Here is a 17450-nt window from a genome sequence, read left to right as displayed (position 1 = left end):
GCATCGCACCCCACCAGTACGTGACGTCCCGCCGCGTCGACCTGGCCCGCCGTCTGCTCCTCGACGGACAGCCGCCGGGCCAAGTAGCGACCGCCATCGGCTTCTACGACCAGTCCCACCTCACCCGGCACTTCAAGCGGGTCGTGGGCATCACCCCGGGCCGGTACGCCCATACCGGGACGGTCAGTTGAGCGCAGGCCGCCCGCACTTGCATCCCACGCGCAGAGGACCTCGGTGGCAACACAGCCGCCTCTGTGACTTCGGTACAAACAACTTGCGACTGAGCCGTTCAGTTGGCGGGTTTCGCCAAGTACGACGCACTCGTGGTCGTGCAGGGAACTACATGCCGTTGCCGCGCAGCGGGTAATGCAGGGATGTTGCGGAATCATGGGTCGCGATCGGTCCGCGGCCGCGCGGAGCCTCGTCGAAATGGGTGCGGGCCCAACACGGCTCAGGCGCCACGCGCCGCTCCGGACAGCACCCGACTGCAATGGCATGGCCCGCCCGGTCGACGTGCGAAGGGCTCCCGGGCGGGCTCCGCCAACCACATTGCCCGGCTCCCGCTGTTGCCGCACGCGGCGCGGCCATTGGTTGGGCCCAATGGGTCGGCAGCCGCTGCCAGGCGGCGGGGCAGCACAGCTCGGTCGCCACCCACTCCCCGTTCAGCGAGCGGTTGGAGTAGTCGTCACGGCCCGGGCCGTTGTACTGGATGCCACCGAGCACGACATGCGAGTACGCCTGGTGGTGACGGTCGTGCCCGTCGTCTGCGGACGCCGGCATCGCCACCACTGCGACGACGGAACCGGCCGCCAGACCGGGAGCGACAAGACGGCAGACGGTACGAGAGGCAGACACGTGATGTCCCCTCAAGTAGAGGCGCTCAGGCCCAGGTCAGAGCCATGCCGCGCGGTGCGGGCCCCGGCCCGACAAGCCGCCAAGTACCCACACTTTCAAGCACCCGCCCCGGCTCCGGCGAAGGCTTCGGCCCACGTCACATAATGCGGATATTTCCGTAACCGACGACTGCAGCAGTCACGCACTCCGCGTGAGCTTGGCCCTGACATTCACTGGGCGTGGCAACCATCCCGGCGCCCCGAAGACAAGTCTTTCCGGCTCCTCGGTGCACCGCGGCGCGCCACCCCGCGCTCCGCCATCAGTGCCGCGCACCTCGGGCAGCAGGCACAGTGCTTCACAGTCCGGACAACGGCACAATGACCACACGTCCGCGCGAGCAGCTCGGCCGACCGTGGCCGACGGCGACGATGCCTGGCTGGGCAGCAAAGAAGCAGCCGCACTCCGGTTACCGGTCCAGCAGACGCGACGGCCCCGGATACACCGCCGAGCAGCACGGGGCAGTTGGGCGGTGTTTCGCCTTGACGGTCAGCAGGTTCGAACCGCTCTGTGGCAGGGCGCGGCTGGGATGCGCCAGTGATCACGGCCGGTGGGCATGTGCGCGGGCGATGAGCAGCGAGACGTCGTCGTGGTCGTCCTGATGACGCAGCGCACCCAGGAGATGGTCGCAGGTGGCTTCCAGTGTCCGCTGCGGCTCGGCGAGGAGGTCGAGAAGGGTGTTCAGGCGGGTGTCGATGGGCTGGTCGCGGGTTTCGACGAGACCGTCGGTGTACAGCAGCAGCTGGTCGCCGGCATCGAGCTGCAGGGTGGTCTGTTCGAACGCGGCGACGCCGACGCCGAGCGGAGTTCCGGTGGGCAGGTCAACAAGTTCGGGCGGCCGGCCGGGTCGGGTCAGGACAGGCGGTAGGTGGCCGGCGAGGGCAATGCGGCATTGCATGCACTGCGGGTCATAGACGGCGTAGATGCAGGTGGCGAAGCCGGGGTCGAGGCCGCCGGCGATGTGGTCGAGGTGGAGAAGGACCTGCGCGGGGTCAAGGTCGAGGTCGGCCAGGGTACGGGCAGCGGTGCGGAGCTGTCCCATGGTCGCGGCAGCGTTGATACCGCTGCCCATCACGTCGCCGATGACCAGGGCGGTCTTGTCGCCCGCCACGGAGATGGCGTCGAACCAGTCACCGCCGACCTCCGCGGAGGCCTGGGCGGGCTGGTAGCGGTAGGCGATCTCCAGGCCGGTCGGCTGAGGCAGCCGGCGGGTCATGAGGTGGCGCTGCAGGGTCAGGGCGGTGCGGCGCTGGTTCTGGTACGAGCGGGCATTGTCGATGCACACCGCAGCACGGGCAGCCAGCTCACCGGCCAGGACGACATCGTCGGGGTCGAACGGCAGCGGGTTGCGGGTGCGGCACAGGTCCATGGCGCCCAGGACTTCCCCGCGGGCGATCAGCGGCACGGCCAGATAGGCGTGCAGGCCGGCCTGGGCCAGGAGCGCGGCTCCCCGCGGCTCGGCGGCGATGTGCCGCAGATCCGCTTCAGTCACCCGATTCACCAGGACGGGGCGGCCGGTGGTCACACACTGGGTGATGAGACGGCTGGCATCATAGGCGGCGATGTGCCCGGTCGGGTCTGCCGCGTAGACGGCGTCGGTGGGATAGGCAGCGGTGACTGCCAGCGCCCGGAACAGGGCTGGCGCCCCGGGGGACACCGGGTCTGGTTGCCGGTCGTCGAGGACCGCGTCGAGGATGTCGACGGCGGCCAGGTCTGCCAGCTCGGGCACCAGGGTGTCGGCCAGCTCCCGGGCGGTTTGTTCCACATCCAAGGTGGTGCCCACCATCACCGAGGCCTGGGCGATGATCGCCAGCCGCTTGCGGGCAGCGGCCGCCTCCAGGCCGGCGCGGTGCTGCTCAGTCACATCCACCACCGACGCCGCCACACCCAGGACCCGCCCGGCCGGATCCTCGAGCCGGTAGTACGACGCCGACCGGGCGATGTCAGCGCCAGGAACGGTCGGTGACCGGCCCACGACGAACTGGTTGACCAGCGGTCTGCCGGTGTCCAGAACCTGCTGCATCATCGACGCGGCGGCCCCCGGATCGTCCAGGAACCGCAGGACCTCGTAGACATCACGGCCGATGTGCTGAGCAGCCGGCAGGCCGTTGAGACACTCCAGCGCCGGGTTGACCATCACGTACCTCAGGTTGGTGTCCAAGACGGCCAGGCCGATCGGGGACTGGGCCACCAGCCGCACCGACAGCGCCAGATCCCGTTCCACCTCCCGCAAAGTGGCCTGATCGGTGGCGATACCCAGGGCGTATGACTGTCCGTGCTCGTCCAGCAGCCGCATGTTGCGGAACTCCACCAGCCGCGTACTGCCGTCCTTGTGCCGCACGGGAAACGCCCCGGCCCAGCTCTCACCGCTGCTCATCACCTGCGCAAACAGGTGCAGGACGAGATCGAAGTGCTCCGGGGCCACCAGCAGCTGGGCCGCGAACTGGCCCAGCGCCTGTTCCGCGGTCCAGCCGAACAGCTCCTCGGCCTGCGGACTCCACAACGCGATCCGTCCCGCGCCGTCCAGCACCACCGCCGCCACACCCAGCACGTCCAGCAGCCCACCCGGCTCGGACGGGGCAACCTCCAGCGAGGCAGAGCCGCCCTCCGGGAACGCATCAGTGGCACCCATGAGGCACCTCTTCTCCAAAAGATACGGCTGTGCTCGACTCTGCGTGACCCTCCCACCGGGCCTCTCATCCGTCTTCCATCCTCTCTCCCGGCGCTACCGGCCACCGCGCGAGAGGCCCTGACGGGTGGGGAAGGCACAGGAGGAACCGGCATGAGGGGAATCGTCTCGGGCCGGTGCGGGAGTGCCGTCAGCAAGGACGGCCAAGGCGGCATCCAGGCTGCGCTGGATGAGCTCAGGTATGCGTTGTGCCGTTCGGGTCGAGACAGCCGAGCCGTCTTCATTGTTGGCGAGGTACTGGCTCAGCACTCCGGTTTCGCGGGCCAGGCCGGCCGGGATCTCCACTCCGGTCATCAAACCGCAGATGACTTCCTCCGTGACAGTCACCAGACGGCGACCGTCACGCCAGGCCGTCGTCGTCGTTTCGTCCGGCTCGGACCAGCAGACACAGACCACAGCATCGGCGGGAGCAGACAGGAACCGGGACTGCTGAGCAAACGTGGAGCAGAAGGAACACCCGATGCCCCATGCCAGAGCACATGCCTCACATCCTGGCCGCCCCAGAAAGGCACCCCCGCGAGCCCGGACACAAAGGCGGGACCGGCCCGGCGGCTACTGCGCAGTAAGACGGGCGCTGGGATCACTGCGGCGCTGCTGGTGGCCGGCTCTGTGCTCACAGCCGAGGCATTGGACGTCTCAGTCCGCACCATGCAACAGGTCAGCTTCGACGGCATAGCCGATCGCGGAGGCTTCATCAGCGACAACGGCCAAAGAAATCGTGCTGTTCAGGGCGCGGATCATCTCCTGACTGAGGGGGTGGAGGGCGTATGCGTGGCGCACTGCGTCCATGTCGACCTCGGTTTCGTAGTAGTCCTCGGCGAACCTTTGGAACGCCTCCGGCGTCGGATCGGTCAGCAACTGGAAGAGCCATCCGGCACCATCAGGATCCGTGCGGCCCTCCGGGAAGTCGATTTCTCCTGCCTGCCACCGGTCGCTGCCTGCCTCACGCCATATGCAGGCGGTCACACTGGGTACGCCATCGTCCGTGAAGGCCGGCTCCACGACGCAATGCCGGAACGCATCCGGAACCGAGTCCACCACCCCGGGCCACGGGACATCATTGACGTACGGGCTCATCGGGGACTCGTGGTCGAAGCCGCGGATGTACGCCCCCGCGGGGGAAAAGACGATGTCGAACTCATCACCGGAGCCGTTGCGCATCGAGGCAACCTCCTCCGTCTCCGACCATGTCGCGCTGAACGAGTAGTACCGCTCACCGTCCGGGTTCAGCACTGCCTCCACCATGGCCATCGACCGGCAAAGCTCCCGGAGCGCCGGGACATCAGGGAGACATCGAGCAACATTGTGAACAGTCATGCGGCCATCCAATCGGACGCTACTGACAGCCTCCCCCTCGCCCACTGCTGGCCAGCAGTCACGCTCACTGGCCAACTGGACTGGTCTGACTGCGCTTTTGTGATGGCTGCGGCCGGATGAGGACGCTGTCTCTCAGGCAACGAACTCGATATCGGGGTATCGCGAGGACGGCTTGGACAAGAGGTGGTTGTCGTGGTGACGCAGATGAAGATCGAAGAAGGCGCCCAGGTAGGCGCGTTCGGCGGCAATGGCCCGGTCGGCGCTGATCGTGCCGATGAGGGTGGTCATGTTGGCGACCACCTCCGGCGGGATCGGAAGCGCCTTTTCCAACTGCTGTACCAGTGGGGACACGTCGGTGTAGGTCTGATGTCCGGAGGCGCGCAGGCGCAGGTCGAGGCGCCAGCCGCGCAGGTGTGACCAGAACTCTGCCCAGGAAGGGTCGTTGGCGCGTCCGTGGTCGGCATTGCTCATCAGCAGGAAGGGGCGGTCCAGGCCGGTGGTGGCGACGGCCCCGTTGAAGCTGCCGTCCAGGTTGACACCGGCGAGGATGCGGCGATCCTCCGCCATGGTCTCCCCAGCCGTGTCACCGCCGAGCGAGTGCCCGAACATGCCGACCTTGGACAGATCGAGAGAGCCTCGAAGGCCGCGGGGCAACCGTCGGCGCTCGGCGTCGGGATTTCGCCCGGCGTTCAGCATGGCAAGCTCATTCAGTACGAACCGCGTGTCGTCCTGGCGGACTTGCAACGCCATTGCGATGTCGTCATCAGTCGGCCGCGCCGGTTGCCGGCCCAACTCCAGCCGGCCGCCGGGGAACTCCACGATCTGACTGTCGTAGGTGTGGTCGATGGTGACGACCACGTAGCCTCGGCTGGTCAAGTCCTCGACCAGCGCAGTGCACAGCTCGCGCTCCGCGCGGTATCCCGGGGAGAAGAGTACGACCGGATGGCCATGGAGGCGTGCCTCGACCGAAGCGCCTTCGTAGGCGTGGGTCGCCGGGAAGTCGACGTCGTCCAGCGACGTCTGCAGTTGTTGGCTGACCTGCCGCCGATACAGTGCCTTCGCCGCCGGCGGGAGCCAGGGCGCGTGTTGGTGGCCGTGTGTATGCCGGGCCGGATACCAGAGGCTGATCATGAGTTCGCGTGGCGATCGGGGCGAAGTCCACGGGTCCCGACGTGAAGGGTCGATCAGATGCAGTGACGTCGTGCCGATGCGCCGCCGGCCGGTCGGCGCCGGGAGGGTCAGCTGCACCCGGCCCTTCCGATGCCCGGCGGTCGTCCGCGTGGCCTGCGCCGCCGGAGCGCCTCCGAGAGTGCGGCCGTCAGCCTCAGCCGTTCCCCCGGGGGCGAGTAGGAGTCCCGCCGTCACCGCCGCTGTCAGCACCGAGCGGCGTGTTGGGCGGCACGTCATTGCACTCATACGGGTCCCTCGCCGACAGCCGATGGTTGGAAGATCGCCAACCGAGACTGGCATTACGACAGCGGCAGCGACAGGCCGCGGACACGACCTCAGGGTATGGCCGGGGGTATCCCCTACCCGTTCTCCGGGTTGCCATGGCGTGCGGTGGACGCCGGAAGTCGGATGCGCGCCGCCGGGGCCAGGAACCGGCGGCGAGGCTTGCCGCGCCGCAAGGTGGTCCTCCGCCTCGGCCAGCCGCCATGGACGAAGTCTGCAGGGGGAGCCACCCGGCGGCATCGCCGTCGAGCCGGCCGGCCACGGGCTCGGACGTTCCCGGGGCGGACTGACCAGCAAGATTCATCTTGCCGTTGAGCAGGGCCAAAAACCTCTCTCCGTCGTGGTCACAGCCGGACAGCGCGGCGATCCCCGCAGTTCGAGCCGGCCCTGGAGGCGATCCGGGTGCCCCGGCTCGGGGTGCCGCGGCCCCGCACGCGCCCGGACCGGGTCCGGGCGGAGAAGGCGTACGACTCCCGCAAGAACCGCGCCTGCCTGCGCCGACGCGGCATCAAGGCGACGATCCCGGTCCCCGCGGACCAGGTCCGCAACCGCAAGAAACGCGGTTCCCGGGGTCGCCGGCCGCCGAAATTCGACCCGGTCGACTACCGCAAGCGCCCTGCGGTCGAGTGTGGGATCAATCGCCTCAAGCGCCACCGGGCCGTGACCACGAGATACGACAGGCTTGCTGTCCGCTACGAGGCGACCGTGCAGGTCGACGACATCATGTCCGACCTGCACGACGTCGGCCCCGTACCTCCACGAGCACGGCGACGTCACCGTCGATCTCACTCTCGATCCGGCACGAAGTCTGCTTATCAGCGGTACGGCCCAGGTCGGCGGCCACGCGGAACCAATCGATATTCAGGTGGGCCTGCCGCTGCTCTCGATGTAGTTGAAGGCAGCTGCCTCGTCGATTCGCTGGGCCACGTACGCGTGGCAGACCTGCCCGGCGAGGACATCACGGTCGACGTGCGGGGGGGGCGGCGAGGGCCGGGCGTCGCAGCTCGGCCGACTCCAGGGCTTCGTCCCCCACTGCACGGGGCGTCCGATATCGAAGCCGTAGCAGCGGACGGAGGCCGGTCATCTCGGGTCGCCTTGCTCGTCCTCGGCCGCGGGCAACTCGTACTGGTGGCCGAGGCCGCCGTTCTGGGGGCGCGAGGGCGAGGACGCTGTCCGGCTGCAGCTGTTCGTCACCGCCCCGTCGGCCGGGATGACACCTCGTAGCCCGCACCCGGCACCACGGCGCGTGATCATTCATGAACATGATTCACTTTCGCAACAAACCTGAAGCGTGTTGCAGAAGGCTGCGTTCCGGCAGGTCAGTGCCTGGTTCGGTGGTTCTGGTCACGTGGTCGGGGCGAGATTGCGCATGTGGGCGACAGCCTGGACCGCGTGATGGAGGCCGGCCCCACGAGCGGACGAGCTGCTGTGCCTGAACGCGGAGGACCTACTCACCTGGGTTCCTCACTCACAGCGCGCTGCCCTGCAGTGGAACGCCTCACCCCCGGATTCGCCCGACAACCGGCCCGTACTTGGGCAGGCATGAGCTGTCCGGGCTGGACGAAGCCCAGCGCCCAGCGCCGTCGAAGGCGCCCTTGACGGGCAGGAGCGGCCCGAATCCTCAATTGGGGCCCAAAGTCGCGAAGCAGTCCTTTCGGGGCTCTGCCTTTGCCGGCCAGTTGCTGGTGACAGTGGTGTGGGGACCGTGTCGGCCTCGGGCCCGGGCGGCGACCGCGCTCCGACTTCCCGACCGGTCACCGTGCTCGCCGACCGCGTGCCTTGCACAGTGAACCCGACGACGGCGGTGCCGGCACCACGTGTCCGTTCCGGTGTCCGTTCAGGCCCATACATGCCCGAGTCTGTTTACATCGCCGAACCATGGGCGTAACCTGACCGCGAAACCACACAGTCGGGCATGGAACGGATCCAAAACAACATGTATGCACCGGAGCGGCAGCAAGCAATCCTCCGCCTCGCCCGTGAGAGCGGCCGGGTCGATGTGCTGTCCCTGGCCGAGGAGTTCCAGGTCACCGCCGAGACCGTGCGGCGCGATCTGAAGACCCTGGACCGGGCCGGGCTGCTGCGGCGCGTCCATGGCGGTGCGATTCCGGCCGGGCGGCTCGACTTCGAGCCCGAGCTCGCCGAGCGCGATGCGGTGGCCATCGATGAGAAGGAGCGCATCGCGGCCGCCGCGCTCGGCGAGCTCCCCACCGACGGCAGCGTAATCATCGACGCGGGCAGCACAGCGGCCCGGCTGGCTGCGGCCATCCCGCTCGACGCCCACCTCACCGTGGTCACCCATGCGCTGCCGGTCGCCGCCCGGCTCGCCGACCACCCCGGCATCGCGTTGCATCTCGTCGGCGGCCGGGTCCGGCACCGTACCCGCGCCGCCGTCGATGCCTGGGCGTTGAACGCCTACAGCGAGATCAACGCCGATGTCGTCTTCCTCGCCACCAACGGCTTCTCGCCGAAGGGCGGTCTGACCACGCCGGACCTGGCCGAGGCCGCCGTCAAGCGCGCAATGATCTCTGCCGCCCGGCGGGTCGTGCTCCTGGCCGACTCCGCCAAGTTCGGCCAGGAACACTTCGCCCGCTTCGGCGATCTCGCGCAGGTCGATCTGCTCATCACGGACACCGGACTCGGCTCCGACGACGCCCTCGCCATCGAGGGCCAGGGCACGGAAGTAGTACGCGCATGATCCTCACCGTCACCCCCAATCCAAGCCTGGACCGTACGTACGAGCTGCCCGGGCTGACCCGCGGAGCCGTACTGCGGGCCACGGACGACCGAGTCGACCCCGGCGGCAAAGGCATCAACGTCTCGCGTGCGGTCGCGGCAGCCGGCCACTGTACGATCGCTGTCGCACCGCTCGGCGGGCCTGAGGGCGCACTGCTCGCCCGGCTGCTCGGCGAGCACGGCATCGAGGCGGCCGGAGTGCCGATCGCCGGCAGCACCCGTATCAACGTCACGCTCGTCGAACCCGACGGCACGCTCACCAAGGTCAACGCGGTGGGCCCGGAGATCACCGTGGCCGAGGCAGAGGCCCTGCTGGATGCCGTACAGACCCGGTCTGCGGCCACGGACTGGATCGCCTGCTGCGGCAGTCTGCCGCGCGGGCTGCCCCCGCAGTGGTACGCCGAGCTGGTGGCCCGGAGCCACCGCGCCGGGGCCCGGATCGCCCTCGACACCTCCGGCGCGGCGCTGACCGCGGCGCTGCGGGAGCGCCCCGATGTGATCAAGCCGAACGCGGAGGAGCTCGCCGAGGCCGTCGGTCGCCCGCTGGCGACGGTGGGCGATGCCGTGAAGGCGGCGGAGGAGCTGCGCGAGCGCGGTGCCCGGTCCGTTCTGGCCAGCCTCGGGGCCGACGGGCAGCTGCTGGTGGACGGTACGGGTACGCACTTCGGCAGCGCCCGGGTGGACGCAGTCCGCAGCAATGTCGGAGCGGGCGACGCCTCCCTCGCGGGATTCCTCGCCGCGGGTGGGAGAGGCCCGGCCGCGCTCGCCGCGGCGGTCGCCCACGGCGCGGCGGCCGTGCAGCTGCCGGGCAGCGTCATGCCGACCCCCGAGGAACTCGACCTGTCGGCGGTCACCACGACCACCGGCATCCCCCTGGACCGACCCCTGACGGAGCCGACTTCATGACTGCCGTGCATCCGCGGCCCAGCCCGCACCGCCCCGAGTCCCCCCGAGCCGCCCACAGGACGGTCCACGAGCAAGGAGCCCCGCGATGAATGAACTGATCACCGCGGAACTGGTCGATCTCGATCTGTCCGCCGAGACGAAGTACGACGCCGCCCGGTCGCTCGCCGAGCGGATGGTCGCCGAGGGCCGCGTCACCGACCTCGACGGCTTCCTCGCCGATGTCGCCGCCCGTGAGGCACAGATGCCGACCGGTCTGGACGGCGGCATCGGCATCCCGCACTGCCGCAGCGAGCATGTCACCGCGCCCACGCTCGCGTTCGGCCGCAGCGAGCGGGGCATCGACTTCGGTGCGGCGGACGGCCCCGCCGATCTGATCTTCCTGATAGCGGCGCCGGCCGGGGCCGACGACGACCACCTCACCATCCTTTCCGCCCTGGCACGACGGCTGATGGACCCGGACTTCACGGGCGCACTGCGCGCGGAGCGCGCCCCGGGCGCGGCCGCGGCCCTGATCCGCGGCGAGGAGGCCGTTCCGGCCGGCTCGGCTCCGGACGCCTCGCCCTCGGCCGGTGCGGCAGCGGACGGCCCTGCCGCGGACAGCCCTGCACCGGCCGACGAACCCTTCCGGATCGTCGCCGTCACGTCATGTCCGACCGGCATCGCACACACCTACATGGCCGCCGAGTCGCTGGCCGCCGCGGCCCGCGCCGAAGGCGTGGTGCTCGACGTCGAGACGCAGGGATCGGCCGGGTTCGAGAGGCTCGATCCAGGGCTCATCGCCGCCGCCGACGCGGTCATCTGGGCGCATGACGTCGAGGTGCGCGAGAAGGCACGGTTCGACGGCAAGCCCATCGTCGACACCGGGGTCAAGGCAGGGATCAACCGGCCTGCCGCGCTGATCGCCGAAGCCAGGCGGAAGGCGGAGCACGGCGAGACCAGCACCCTCGCGGGCGGCGCCGCTCAGCAGGACGGCGGAGCCGCGACCGGCGGTGACCACGCACACTTCGGGATCCGGTTGCGGACCTACCTGATGTCCGGCGTCAGTTACATGGTGCCGTTCGTCGCCGCAGGCGGCCTCCTCATCGCGCTGTCGTTCGCCATCGGCGGCTACGAAATCGCCAGTGCCAAGTCCGTCGCGGACCACTTCGTCTGGGGAGAGGCCGACAGCTGGGCCGCTCTGCTCAACCAGATCGGCACCGCCGCATTCGCCTTCCTGGTGCCGGTGCTGGCCGGGTACATCGCGTACGGCATGGCGGACCGGCCCGCGCTCGTCCCCGGGTTCGTCGGCGGCGCCATCGCACTCACCATCAACGCGGGCTTCCTCGGCGGCCTCGCGGCGGGTCTGCTGGCCGGTGCGGTGGTGATGGCGATCCAACGGGTGAAGGTCCATCCCACGCTGCGCGGCATCATGCCGGTGCTGGTGATTCCCCTGATCGCCTCGGTGGTCGTCGGATTCCTGATGTTCATCGTTGTCGGCAAGCCGATCGCCTCGCTCCAACGAGCCCTGACCGACGGCCTCAACGGGCTCTCCGGTTCGAACGCAATCATTCTCGGCATCGTCCTCGGCCTGATGATGTGCTTCGACATGGGCGGGCCGCTCAACAAGGTGGCGTACGCCTTCGCGGTCGGCGGCCTGGCCGACCCGACGCCCGGCAGCCTCAAGGTGATGGCTGCGGTGATGGCGGCCGGCATGGTGCCGCCGCTGGCCATGGCGCTCGCAACCACCGTGCGCGGCAGGCTGTTCAGCAAGACCGAGCGGGAGAACGGCAGGGCGGCCTGGGTCCTGGGCGCGTCCTTCATCAGCGAGGGTGCGATCCCGTTCGCGGCGGCCGACCCCCTCCGGGTGATCCCGTCGGTGATGGCCGGCGGCGCGGTGACCGGTGCGCTGTCGATGGCCTTCGGCTGCACATTGCGCGCCCCGCACGGTGGCATCTTCGTGGTGCCGCTCATCGGCGATCCGTTCCTCTACCTGCTGGCCATCGCCGCCGGTACGGCGGTCGCGACGGCCCTGGTTGTCCTCCTCAAGGGGATGCGCAGGACGACGGAGGCGCCGGCCCCGACGACCGAAGACCCCAAGATCTCCGTCGCCGCCTGACGGACTTCCCCGTAACCCCGCTCCCCCACCACCACACAGGAGAGTTCACCATGCATCAGCGCACCGTCGCCGTAGGTTCCCTCAGCGGTCTGCACGCCCGCCCGGCATCGTTGCTCGTCCAGGCAGCATCCCGGCAGCCGGTCAAGGTGACCATCGGCCGGGACGGTCAGAGCGCGGTCGACGCCCGGAGTCTGCTCTCCGTGCTCGCCCTCGCGGCCCAGCACGGCGATTCGGTGGTGCTGGCCGCGGAGGGCGACGGCGCGGAAGCCGCGGTCGAGGAGCTGGCCGCGCTCCTCGCCCGCGACCTCGATGCCACGCCGTAACATCAGCGGTCCCTGCCGTCCCCCGAGCGCGCAACGGCTCCGGGGACGGCGGGCGTTGTCGGGAAGTCAGGTCTGGACGCCGTGATGGTTGTTCCCGGCAGCTTCATCACCCGGGGCCTTTGCCCGCGGAGGCCACCGCTCGTGCGGCCCGGCGTCGTTCTTGTTGCTCACGCTCCGGATCCGGGCAGGTCGGCTCGGCGGGAGCGCGCATCGGCGGTTCGCCACGCCTTGCTCAGTACGAATACGGATGTCTTGTAGGCGACGTGGTCACCGCTGCGGCGGGCGTCGTCCGCATCGGCCAGGGCGTCGAGGAACACCGCGGTCTCGTGAACGCTGCCGTCGCTGAACAGTGGACGCTCGCCAACCGCCGGCCTGTCGGTCAGGTAGTGCCCTATGCCTCACTCACCGTGTCGTGCTCGGCCTCGACCACCTGCCGCTGGACGGCTTCGGGCGCGGTCGCCTCGGCGCGCCTGGCGTGACGGGTGCGGCGGCGCTGCCAGGACGTTTCCGACAGGGCGGCCCCGATCGCGTGGAGCGGGCAGATCCGGCGTGCATGACATCCGCTCCGTCGGTACTCATGAGGCCGAACGTCAGTTGCTTCATGCCGGGATCTCGGCATCGGCGAGACGAGGGTCACTGCACCCCCTGCGGCCGGAACTGGATGCTGATGCGTCCTCCCGCGGCCCGCGCGGTCTTGGGGATGGCGTGCTCCCAGGTCCGCTGGCAGGAGCCGCCCATCACGATCAGGTCGCCGTGTCCGAGCGGCCGCCGCACGACATCGCCGCCGCGGCGCGGGCGCAGCAGCAGGTCGCGGGGCGCTCCCACGGAGAGGATGGCGACCATCGTGTCCTCGCGGGCCCCCCGGCCGATGCGGTCGCCGTGCCAGGCCACGCTGTCGCGCCCGTCGCGGTAGTGGCACAGGCCTGCTGTGGTGAAGGGTTCGCCGAGCTCGGCGGCGTAGTGCGCGGAGAGTGCCTGCCGCGCCTCGTCGAGGACGGGGTGCGGCAGCGGTTCGCCGACGCGGTAGAAGGCGAGCAGGCGCGGGACGTCCACGACCCGCTCGTACATCTGGCGTCGCTCGGCCTTCCAGGGAACGTCCGTGGCCAGCTGTTCGAACAGAGCGTCGGCGCCACTCAGCCAGCCCGGCAGGAGGTCGATCCAGGCGCCGTCGCCGAGCCCTGTTCTGCGGAGCCCGTCCAGTGGGCGTAGACGCACGTCGTCGCTCTGATCGAACAGAGACCCCTGGAGCTGGTGCGATGCCATGCATGCAGCATACCTCGCATTCGAACATGTGCACTATTTAACAAGATGGCGTGCCTCTGCCTTCCGTGGGCGCCCAGGTGTCGCTGATGGGTGCTTCGAGACTGGGACGGGTGGAGGAGACGAGGCGCTTCGCCTGGTGGCCCTCGCGTGGGCAGCCGGCGGAGTGGGCGGCGGACCTGCCTGCGATGCGCCCGTGAGCCGGCCGCCGACGCCGGGGTGCGCAAGGTCGTCCTGGTGGAGGGTGACGGCGACCTGGCCGCGCTCGAAGCACTGGCCGATCGCCGAGGGCCCAGGCTCGACGCGAAGGGCGTCTCGGTCCTGCCGCTGGGTGGCGCGATGAGCATCAGGAGATTCCTCGCCCTGCGCGGCCCCGGCGGGCTCGATGTCACGGTCCCTGGCCACCAGCGGTCTCGATTTCGAGGGTGGTGGTTGCGGGGTGGTGCGGGGAAGCTGCATCGCCGGTCATGAAGGGACGGGCACCACAGCGGTAAGAAGGAGAACAGGCACCGGCGGCGCCCGAGTCGGGGCGTTCACCCGTGCCATTTGCGCTGTAGCGCCTGCCGCATGCGATCCATGCCGGGAAGGGCGCAGCGGGTGGTGGCTGCATGGCAGCCACCACCCGCTGCGTACGTGTCCCGCTTGATCCGGTCAGCCTCCGAGCGCATGCACCTCGCTCAGGATGGCGCGCATCTGCGGTCCCGACTTCTGGGCGTAGTCGCTGCCCGTGTACCCCCACCAGTCCCAGCAGCCCTGCGGGTTGCCGCGCAGGAGGCTGATGTCGGTCTGCGGGTAGAGGATCACCAGGTTGTTGGTGTCGGCGTACTCGTTGAGATGGGACTCACGGGCGAACCGGTCACCCACGAACTTGTTGTCGCTCAGGCAGCCGTGCAGTGCGACGACCAGCTTGCAGGCGGCCCCTGCCGCGCAGGAGTCCGGCGTGTAGAGGAAGCTGCTGCTGCCCATGCTGTACCACTGGGCCAGACCGCCCGGCACATAGCGGTTCTGGTCGTACCGGCTGACAGTGCCCGACTGCGAGGCGGCCGGTGCGTTCACCTGCCCCAGCCAATGGCCGAGCATCTCGCCCTGCGGGTCGTTGCCGCAGTTGATCAGAAACGGGTAGAACGTGGTGCCACAGCTCAGCGGGGCGTTCGGGGTGGGCCAGCCGTGCCCTGCCGGATCGGTGTCGTGGTACGCGGTCCGGGCCCCGAAGTCCCGGTAGAACTGCACCCCTTCGTCACTCACCGAGGTCCGGACGAGGGGGTCCTGGGTGCCGTGGTACGTGTAGACGGGCTTGCCCGCCAGGTTCGACACGGGGTCGATCCGTCCCTCGGCCGACCAGCGGCGGGCGATCTGCTCGATGCCCTCGGGATCGGTGGAGATCAGCCCCGTACCGCAGGCGATCAGACCGACGACGATGCCTCCCTTGCCGCAGTAGTACGGGCCTGCGGCGACGATTCCCGCGCCCTTGAAGGTGCCGGAGTAGGCGACCTGGAGCTGCGAGGCCATGAATCCGCCGGAGGAGATTCCGGTGACGTAGGTATCGGTGATGTTGAGCCGGGGAAGGCCCGGTTCGCCCGCGTGGGCGGGGGCGGTGAGCCCCAGGGCCGCGGCCAGGGCGGCGGCCAGGGTGACAGCGGCGGCCCGCAGGGAGCGGAACTTCATCGTGCGCTCTCCTTCACTGGGATCCGTTCAGGGAACGGGGGTCGGAAGTCGGGGGTACGGAGACGGACGGGGCCATCGTTGGCCGTACACCGCCCTGCGGGAAATGGAGGTGCGCCACGTCGTCGACGGCCGATGAGTGGAGATTCTCTCCGTCGCCCGGGGTGCACGGCGGCAACGGTGCGGTATCACTGGCCGGGTGACGACGACGCCAGCGACCACCGGTACTCTGCTCCGCCTGCTGCGCGAGGAGGCCGACGAGGCGGCGTTGCGTGCTGTAGCCGCAGAACCGCCGCTCGTCGACGAAGCACTGGAGATACGTTCCCGGCTCGCGGCCCACCGTCGCCGGGAGGCAGCGCTCGCCGCGCTCTACGAGACCGCCGGTGACCTCGCCTCGCTGCGCGACCTCGAGGACGTCCTGCAGGCCATCGTCAGCCGCGCCCGCACCCTCATCGGCACCGATGTCGCCTATCTGCTGCTCTCCGACCCGGAGAAGGGCGACACGTACGTACGCGTCACCGACGGCATCACGACGGACGGGTTCAAGACCGGCCGGCTCGCCGCCGGGACCGGCCTCGGCGGACTGGTCGCCGCGACGGCCGTGCCCTACCACACCGCCGACTACCCCAACGACGCCCGCTTCGAGCACACCCCGTACGTGGACGGCGTCATCGGCGCCGAGGGGCTCGTGGCCATCCAGGGCGTGCCGCTGAAGTTCGGCGATCAGGTGTACGGGGTGCTGTTCGCCGCCAACCGCCGGGTGCGGCCCTTCTCGCCCGACGAGGTCGACCTCCTCATCTCGCTCGCCAACCATGCCGCCCTCGCCATCGAGAACGCCACTCTCTTCGAAGAGGTCCGCAAGACCGCCGCCGTCCACGAGCGGCTCACCGCCGTGGCACTCGACGGCGGCGGGCCGACGGGGCTGGCCACGGCGCTCGCCGACGTGCTGCGCGGCAGCATCCTCGTCCTCGACGCCCAGGACCGGCCGCTCGCCTCGGCCGGCGACGCACCGCCCGAACCGGCAGACCTCGTACGTGAGATGGCGCAGGCCCGAGAGCGTCGCAGCTCCGCGTCACGCGGAACCGTCTGTGTCACCCCGATCGTCGCCGCCGACGAACACCTCGGCACGCTGCTGCTGGTACGCGGCGGACTCGACGCCTCCGACATCCACGCCCTGGAACGGGCCGCCCAGGCGGCCGCCCTCATGCTGCTCGGTGAACGTACGGTCGCGGAGGCCGAGCAGCGGTTGCGCGGCGAGATTCTCGAAGACCTGCTGGGCGCCCCGCACCGCGACCCCGAAGGGCTGCGCCGCCGGGCCGCGCTGGTCGGCCTCGACCTGGAGCGCGACCATGTGGTGCTGGTGGCCCGGGGCGGGGATCACGGCAGGCGGCGCCGCATCACGGAACTGGCGGGCGGCCACGCCACCCGGCTCGGCGGCATCGCGGGCGAGTACGGCGGCAGCACCGTCGTCGTCCTGCCCGCCACCGAAGACCCGGGGGCCGCCGCCCGTACCCTCGCCGAACTGCTGACCGCCGGGACCGGACACCCCGTCACGGTCGGCGCGGAGCCCGCGGCACCCGGCGCAGCGGCCGTCGTCGAGGCACACCGCGACGCAGCCCGCTGCCTTGACGTACTGGTCGCGCTCGACCGGGCCGGCGAGGGTGCCTGCCGCGACGACCTCGGCATCCACGGCATCCTGCTGGGCCCGGCGGGCCGCGACGAACTGGACCGCTTCGTCCGCCGCACGATCGGCCCGCTGGTGGAGCACGACGAGAAGCGCGGCAGCGACCTGGTGCGCACCGCGCTCATCTACTTCACCTGCGACGGCAGCCTGAGCCGGACCGCCACGGCCCTGTACGTCCATGTCAACACGCTCTACCAGCGCATCGACCGGATCTCCGCGCTGCTCGGCCCGCAGTGGCGCCACGGCGACCAGGCGCTGCAGGTCCACCTGGCCCTCACCATGCGACGTACGGCGGGGTAGGGCCCCAACGAGCTCGTACACGGTTGGCATGGGGACTGCCTCACCGACACGGTCTTCGGCATCCGACTGCGGCGGGGCCGGATGGACGCTGATGCCCCTTCGCCCAGTGGCGTCAGGAGTGGCCATCCCATGGCA

15 protein-coding genes are annotated in these 17450 nt (G+C 69.9%); 7 read left to right on the top strand and 8 right to left on the bottom strand.

The window, feature by feature from the left end:
- Nucleotides 1-191: helix-turn-helix domain-containing protein (locus ACGFU7_RS34610; RefSeq protein ID WP_393701228.1), on the top strand; the 191-nt coding region annotated here is incomplete at its 5' end.
- 148 nt (nt 192-339) lie between these two features.
- On the opposite strand, the gene ACGFU7_RS34605 is transcribed toward ACGFU7_RS34610, so the two are convergent.
- The 5 genes from ACGFU7_RS34605 to ACGFU7_RS34585 all read right to left on the bottom strand — a co-directional run bounded on the left by ACGFU7_RS34605 (nt 340) and on the right by ACGFU7_RS34585 (nt 7387).
- Nucleotides 340-855: a hypothetical protein gene (locus ACGFU7_RS34605; protein WP_393701226.1), complete on the bottom strand. Its 516-nt coding sequence runs from the start codon at nt 853-855 to the stop codon at nt 340-342.
- Nucleotides 856-1432: 577 nt separating this feature from the next.
- Nucleotides 1433-3523, bottom strand: a complete 2091-nt coding sequence (locus tag ACGFU7_RS34600; RefSeq protein ID WP_393701225.1) for a SpoIIE family protein phosphatase — start codon at nt 3521-3523, stop codon at nt 1433-1435.
- A gap of 693 nt (nt 3524-4216) precedes the next feature.
- On the bottom strand, nt 4217-4897 hold the full coding sequence (locus ACGFU7_RS34595) for a hypothetical protein (protein WP_393701238.1): 681 nt from the start codon (nt 4895-4897) through the stop codon (nt 4217-4219).
- 132 nt (nt 4898-5029) lie between these two features.
- Nucleotides 5030-6145: an alpha/beta hydrolase family protein gene (locus ACGFU7_RS34590; protein WP_393701224.1), complete on the bottom strand. Its 1116-nt coding sequence runs from the start codon at nt 6143-6145 to the stop codon at nt 5030-5032.
- A 1065-nt stretch (nt 6146-7210) separates the two neighbouring features.
- Nucleotides 7211-7387, bottom strand: a complete 177-nt coding sequence (locus ACGFU7_RS34585; protein ID WP_393701223.1) for a hypothetical protein — start codon at nt 7385-7387, stop codon at nt 7211-7213.
- Between the two features lie 898 nt (nt 7388-8285).
- Between ACGFU7_RS34585 and ACGFU7_RS34580 the strand changes: the two genes are divergently transcribed.
- The 4 genes from ACGFU7_RS34580 to ACGFU7_RS34565 all read left to right on the top strand — a co-directional run bounded on the left by ACGFU7_RS34580 (nt 8286) and on the right by ACGFU7_RS34565 (nt 12409).
- A complete protein-coding gene (locus ACGFU7_RS34580) occupies nt 8286-9047 on the top strand; it encodes a DeoR/GlpR family DNA-binding transcription regulator (protein ID WP_393701236.1) in 762 nt (253 codons plus the stop codon).
- Complete coding sequence (gene pfkB / locus ACGFU7_RS34575; protein ID WP_393701222.1) at nt 9044-9991, top strand: 1-phosphofructokinase; 948 nt, start codon at nt 9044-9046, stop codon at nt 9989-9991. The genes ACGFU7_RS34580 and pfkB overlap by 4 nt, the downstream gene beginning before the upstream one ends.
- A gap of 85 nt (nt 9992-10076) precedes the next feature.
- Nucleotides 10077-12086 carry a fructose-specific PTS transporter subunit EIIC gene (locus ACGFU7_RS34570; RefSeq protein WP_393701220.1) on the top strand — a complete coding sequence of 670 codons (2010 nt, stop codon included), beginning with the start codon at nt 10077-10079 and terminating at the stop codon, nt 12084-12086.
- Between the two features lie 50 nt (nt 12087-12136).
- Nucleotides 12137-12409 carry an HPr family phosphocarrier protein gene (locus ACGFU7_RS34565; protein WP_393701219.1) on the top strand — a complete coding sequence of 91 codons (273 nt, stop codon included), beginning with the start codon at nt 12137-12139 and terminating at the stop codon, nt 12407-12409.
- 167 nt (nt 12410-12576) lie between these two features.
- Here the strand turns inward: ACGFU7_RS34565 and ACGFU7_RS34560 are convergent, their stop codons facing one another.
- Nucleotides 12577-12726, bottom strand: coding sequence for a hypothetical protein (locus ACGFU7_RS34560; protein WP_393701217.1), 150 nt, complete (start codon nt 12724-12726; stop codon nt 12577-12579).
- 316 nt (nt 12727-13042) lie between these two features.
- Entirely contained in the window at nt 13043-13672 is a 630-nt protein-coding gene (locus tag ACGFU7_RS34555; protein ID WP_393701216.1) for an alpha-ketoglutarate-dependent dioxygenase AlkB, read from the bottom strand.
- 147 nt (nt 13673-13819) lie between these two features.
- On the opposite strand from ACGFU7_RS34555, the gene ACGFU7_RS34550 reads away from it, so the two are divergent.
- Nucleotides 13820-14140, top strand: coding sequence for a TOPRIM nucleotidyl transferase/hydrolase domain-containing protein (locus tag ACGFU7_RS34550; protein WP_393701214.1), 321 nt, complete (start codon nt 13820-13822; stop codon nt 14138-14140).
- Between the two features lie 180 nt (nt 14141-14320).
- Here ACGFU7_RS34550 and ACGFU7_RS34545 read toward each other — a convergent pair whose 3' ends face one another.
- Entirely contained in the window at nt 14321-15334 is a 1014-nt protein-coding gene (locus ACGFU7_RS34545; protein ID WP_393701212.1) for a hypothetical protein, read from the bottom strand.
- A gap of 196 nt (nt 15335-15530) precedes the next feature.
- Here ACGFU7_RS34545 and ACGFU7_RS34540 point away from each other — a divergent pair, with 196 nt between their 5' ends.
- Nucleotides 15531-17315, top strand: coding sequence for a helix-turn-helix domain-containing protein (locus ACGFU7_RS34540; protein WP_393701210.1), 1785 nt, complete (start codon nt 15531-15533; stop codon nt 17313-17315).
- The last annotated feature ends 135 nt before the right edge of the window (nt 17316-17450 follow it).

Source organism: Streptomyces sp. NPDC048473, assembly GCF_043200155.1.
Classification (GTDB): Bacteria; Actinomycetota; Actinomycetes; order Streptomycetales; family Streptomycetaceae; genus Streptomyces.
The sequence above is the reverse complement of the archived record's forward strand: the minus strand, read 5'-3'. Positions and strand labels throughout refer to the sequence as shown.

Bases quoted from the DNA above. Each gene is read 5' to 3' on its own strand.
- ACGFU7_RS34600 (WP_393701225.1), bottom strand. From the start codon at position 3,523: ATGGGTGCCACTGATGCGTTCCCGGAGGGCGGCTCTGCCTCGCTGGAG.
- ACGFU7_RS34595 (WP_393701238.1), bottom strand. From the start codon at position 4,897: ATGACTGTTCACAATGTTGCTCGATGTCTCCCTGATGTCCCGGCGCTC.
- ACGFU7_RS34580 (WP_393701236.1), top strand. From the start codon at position 8,286: ATGTATGCACCGGAGCGGCAGCAAGCAATCCTCCGCCTCGCCCGTGAG.
- pfkB (WP_393701222.1), top strand. From the start codon at position 9,044: ATGATCCTCACCGTCACCCCCAATCCAAGCCTGGACCGTACGTACGAG.
- ACGFU7_RS34570 (WP_393701220.1), top strand. From the start codon at position 10,077: ATGAATGAACTGATCACCGCGGAACTGGTCGATCTCGATCTGTCCGCC.
- ACGFU7_RS34565 (WP_393701219.1), top strand. From the start codon at position 12,137: ATGCATCAGCGCACCGTCGCCGTAGGTTCCCTCAGCGGTCTGCACGCC.
- ACGFU7_RS34555 (WP_393701216.1), bottom strand. From the start codon at position 13,672: ATGGCATCGCACCAGCTCCAGGGGTCTCTGTTCGATCAGAGCGACGAC.
- ACGFU7_RS34545 (WP_393701212.1), bottom strand. From the start codon at position 15,334: ATGAAGTTCCGCTCCCTGCGGGCCGCCGCTGTCACCCTGGCCGCCGCC.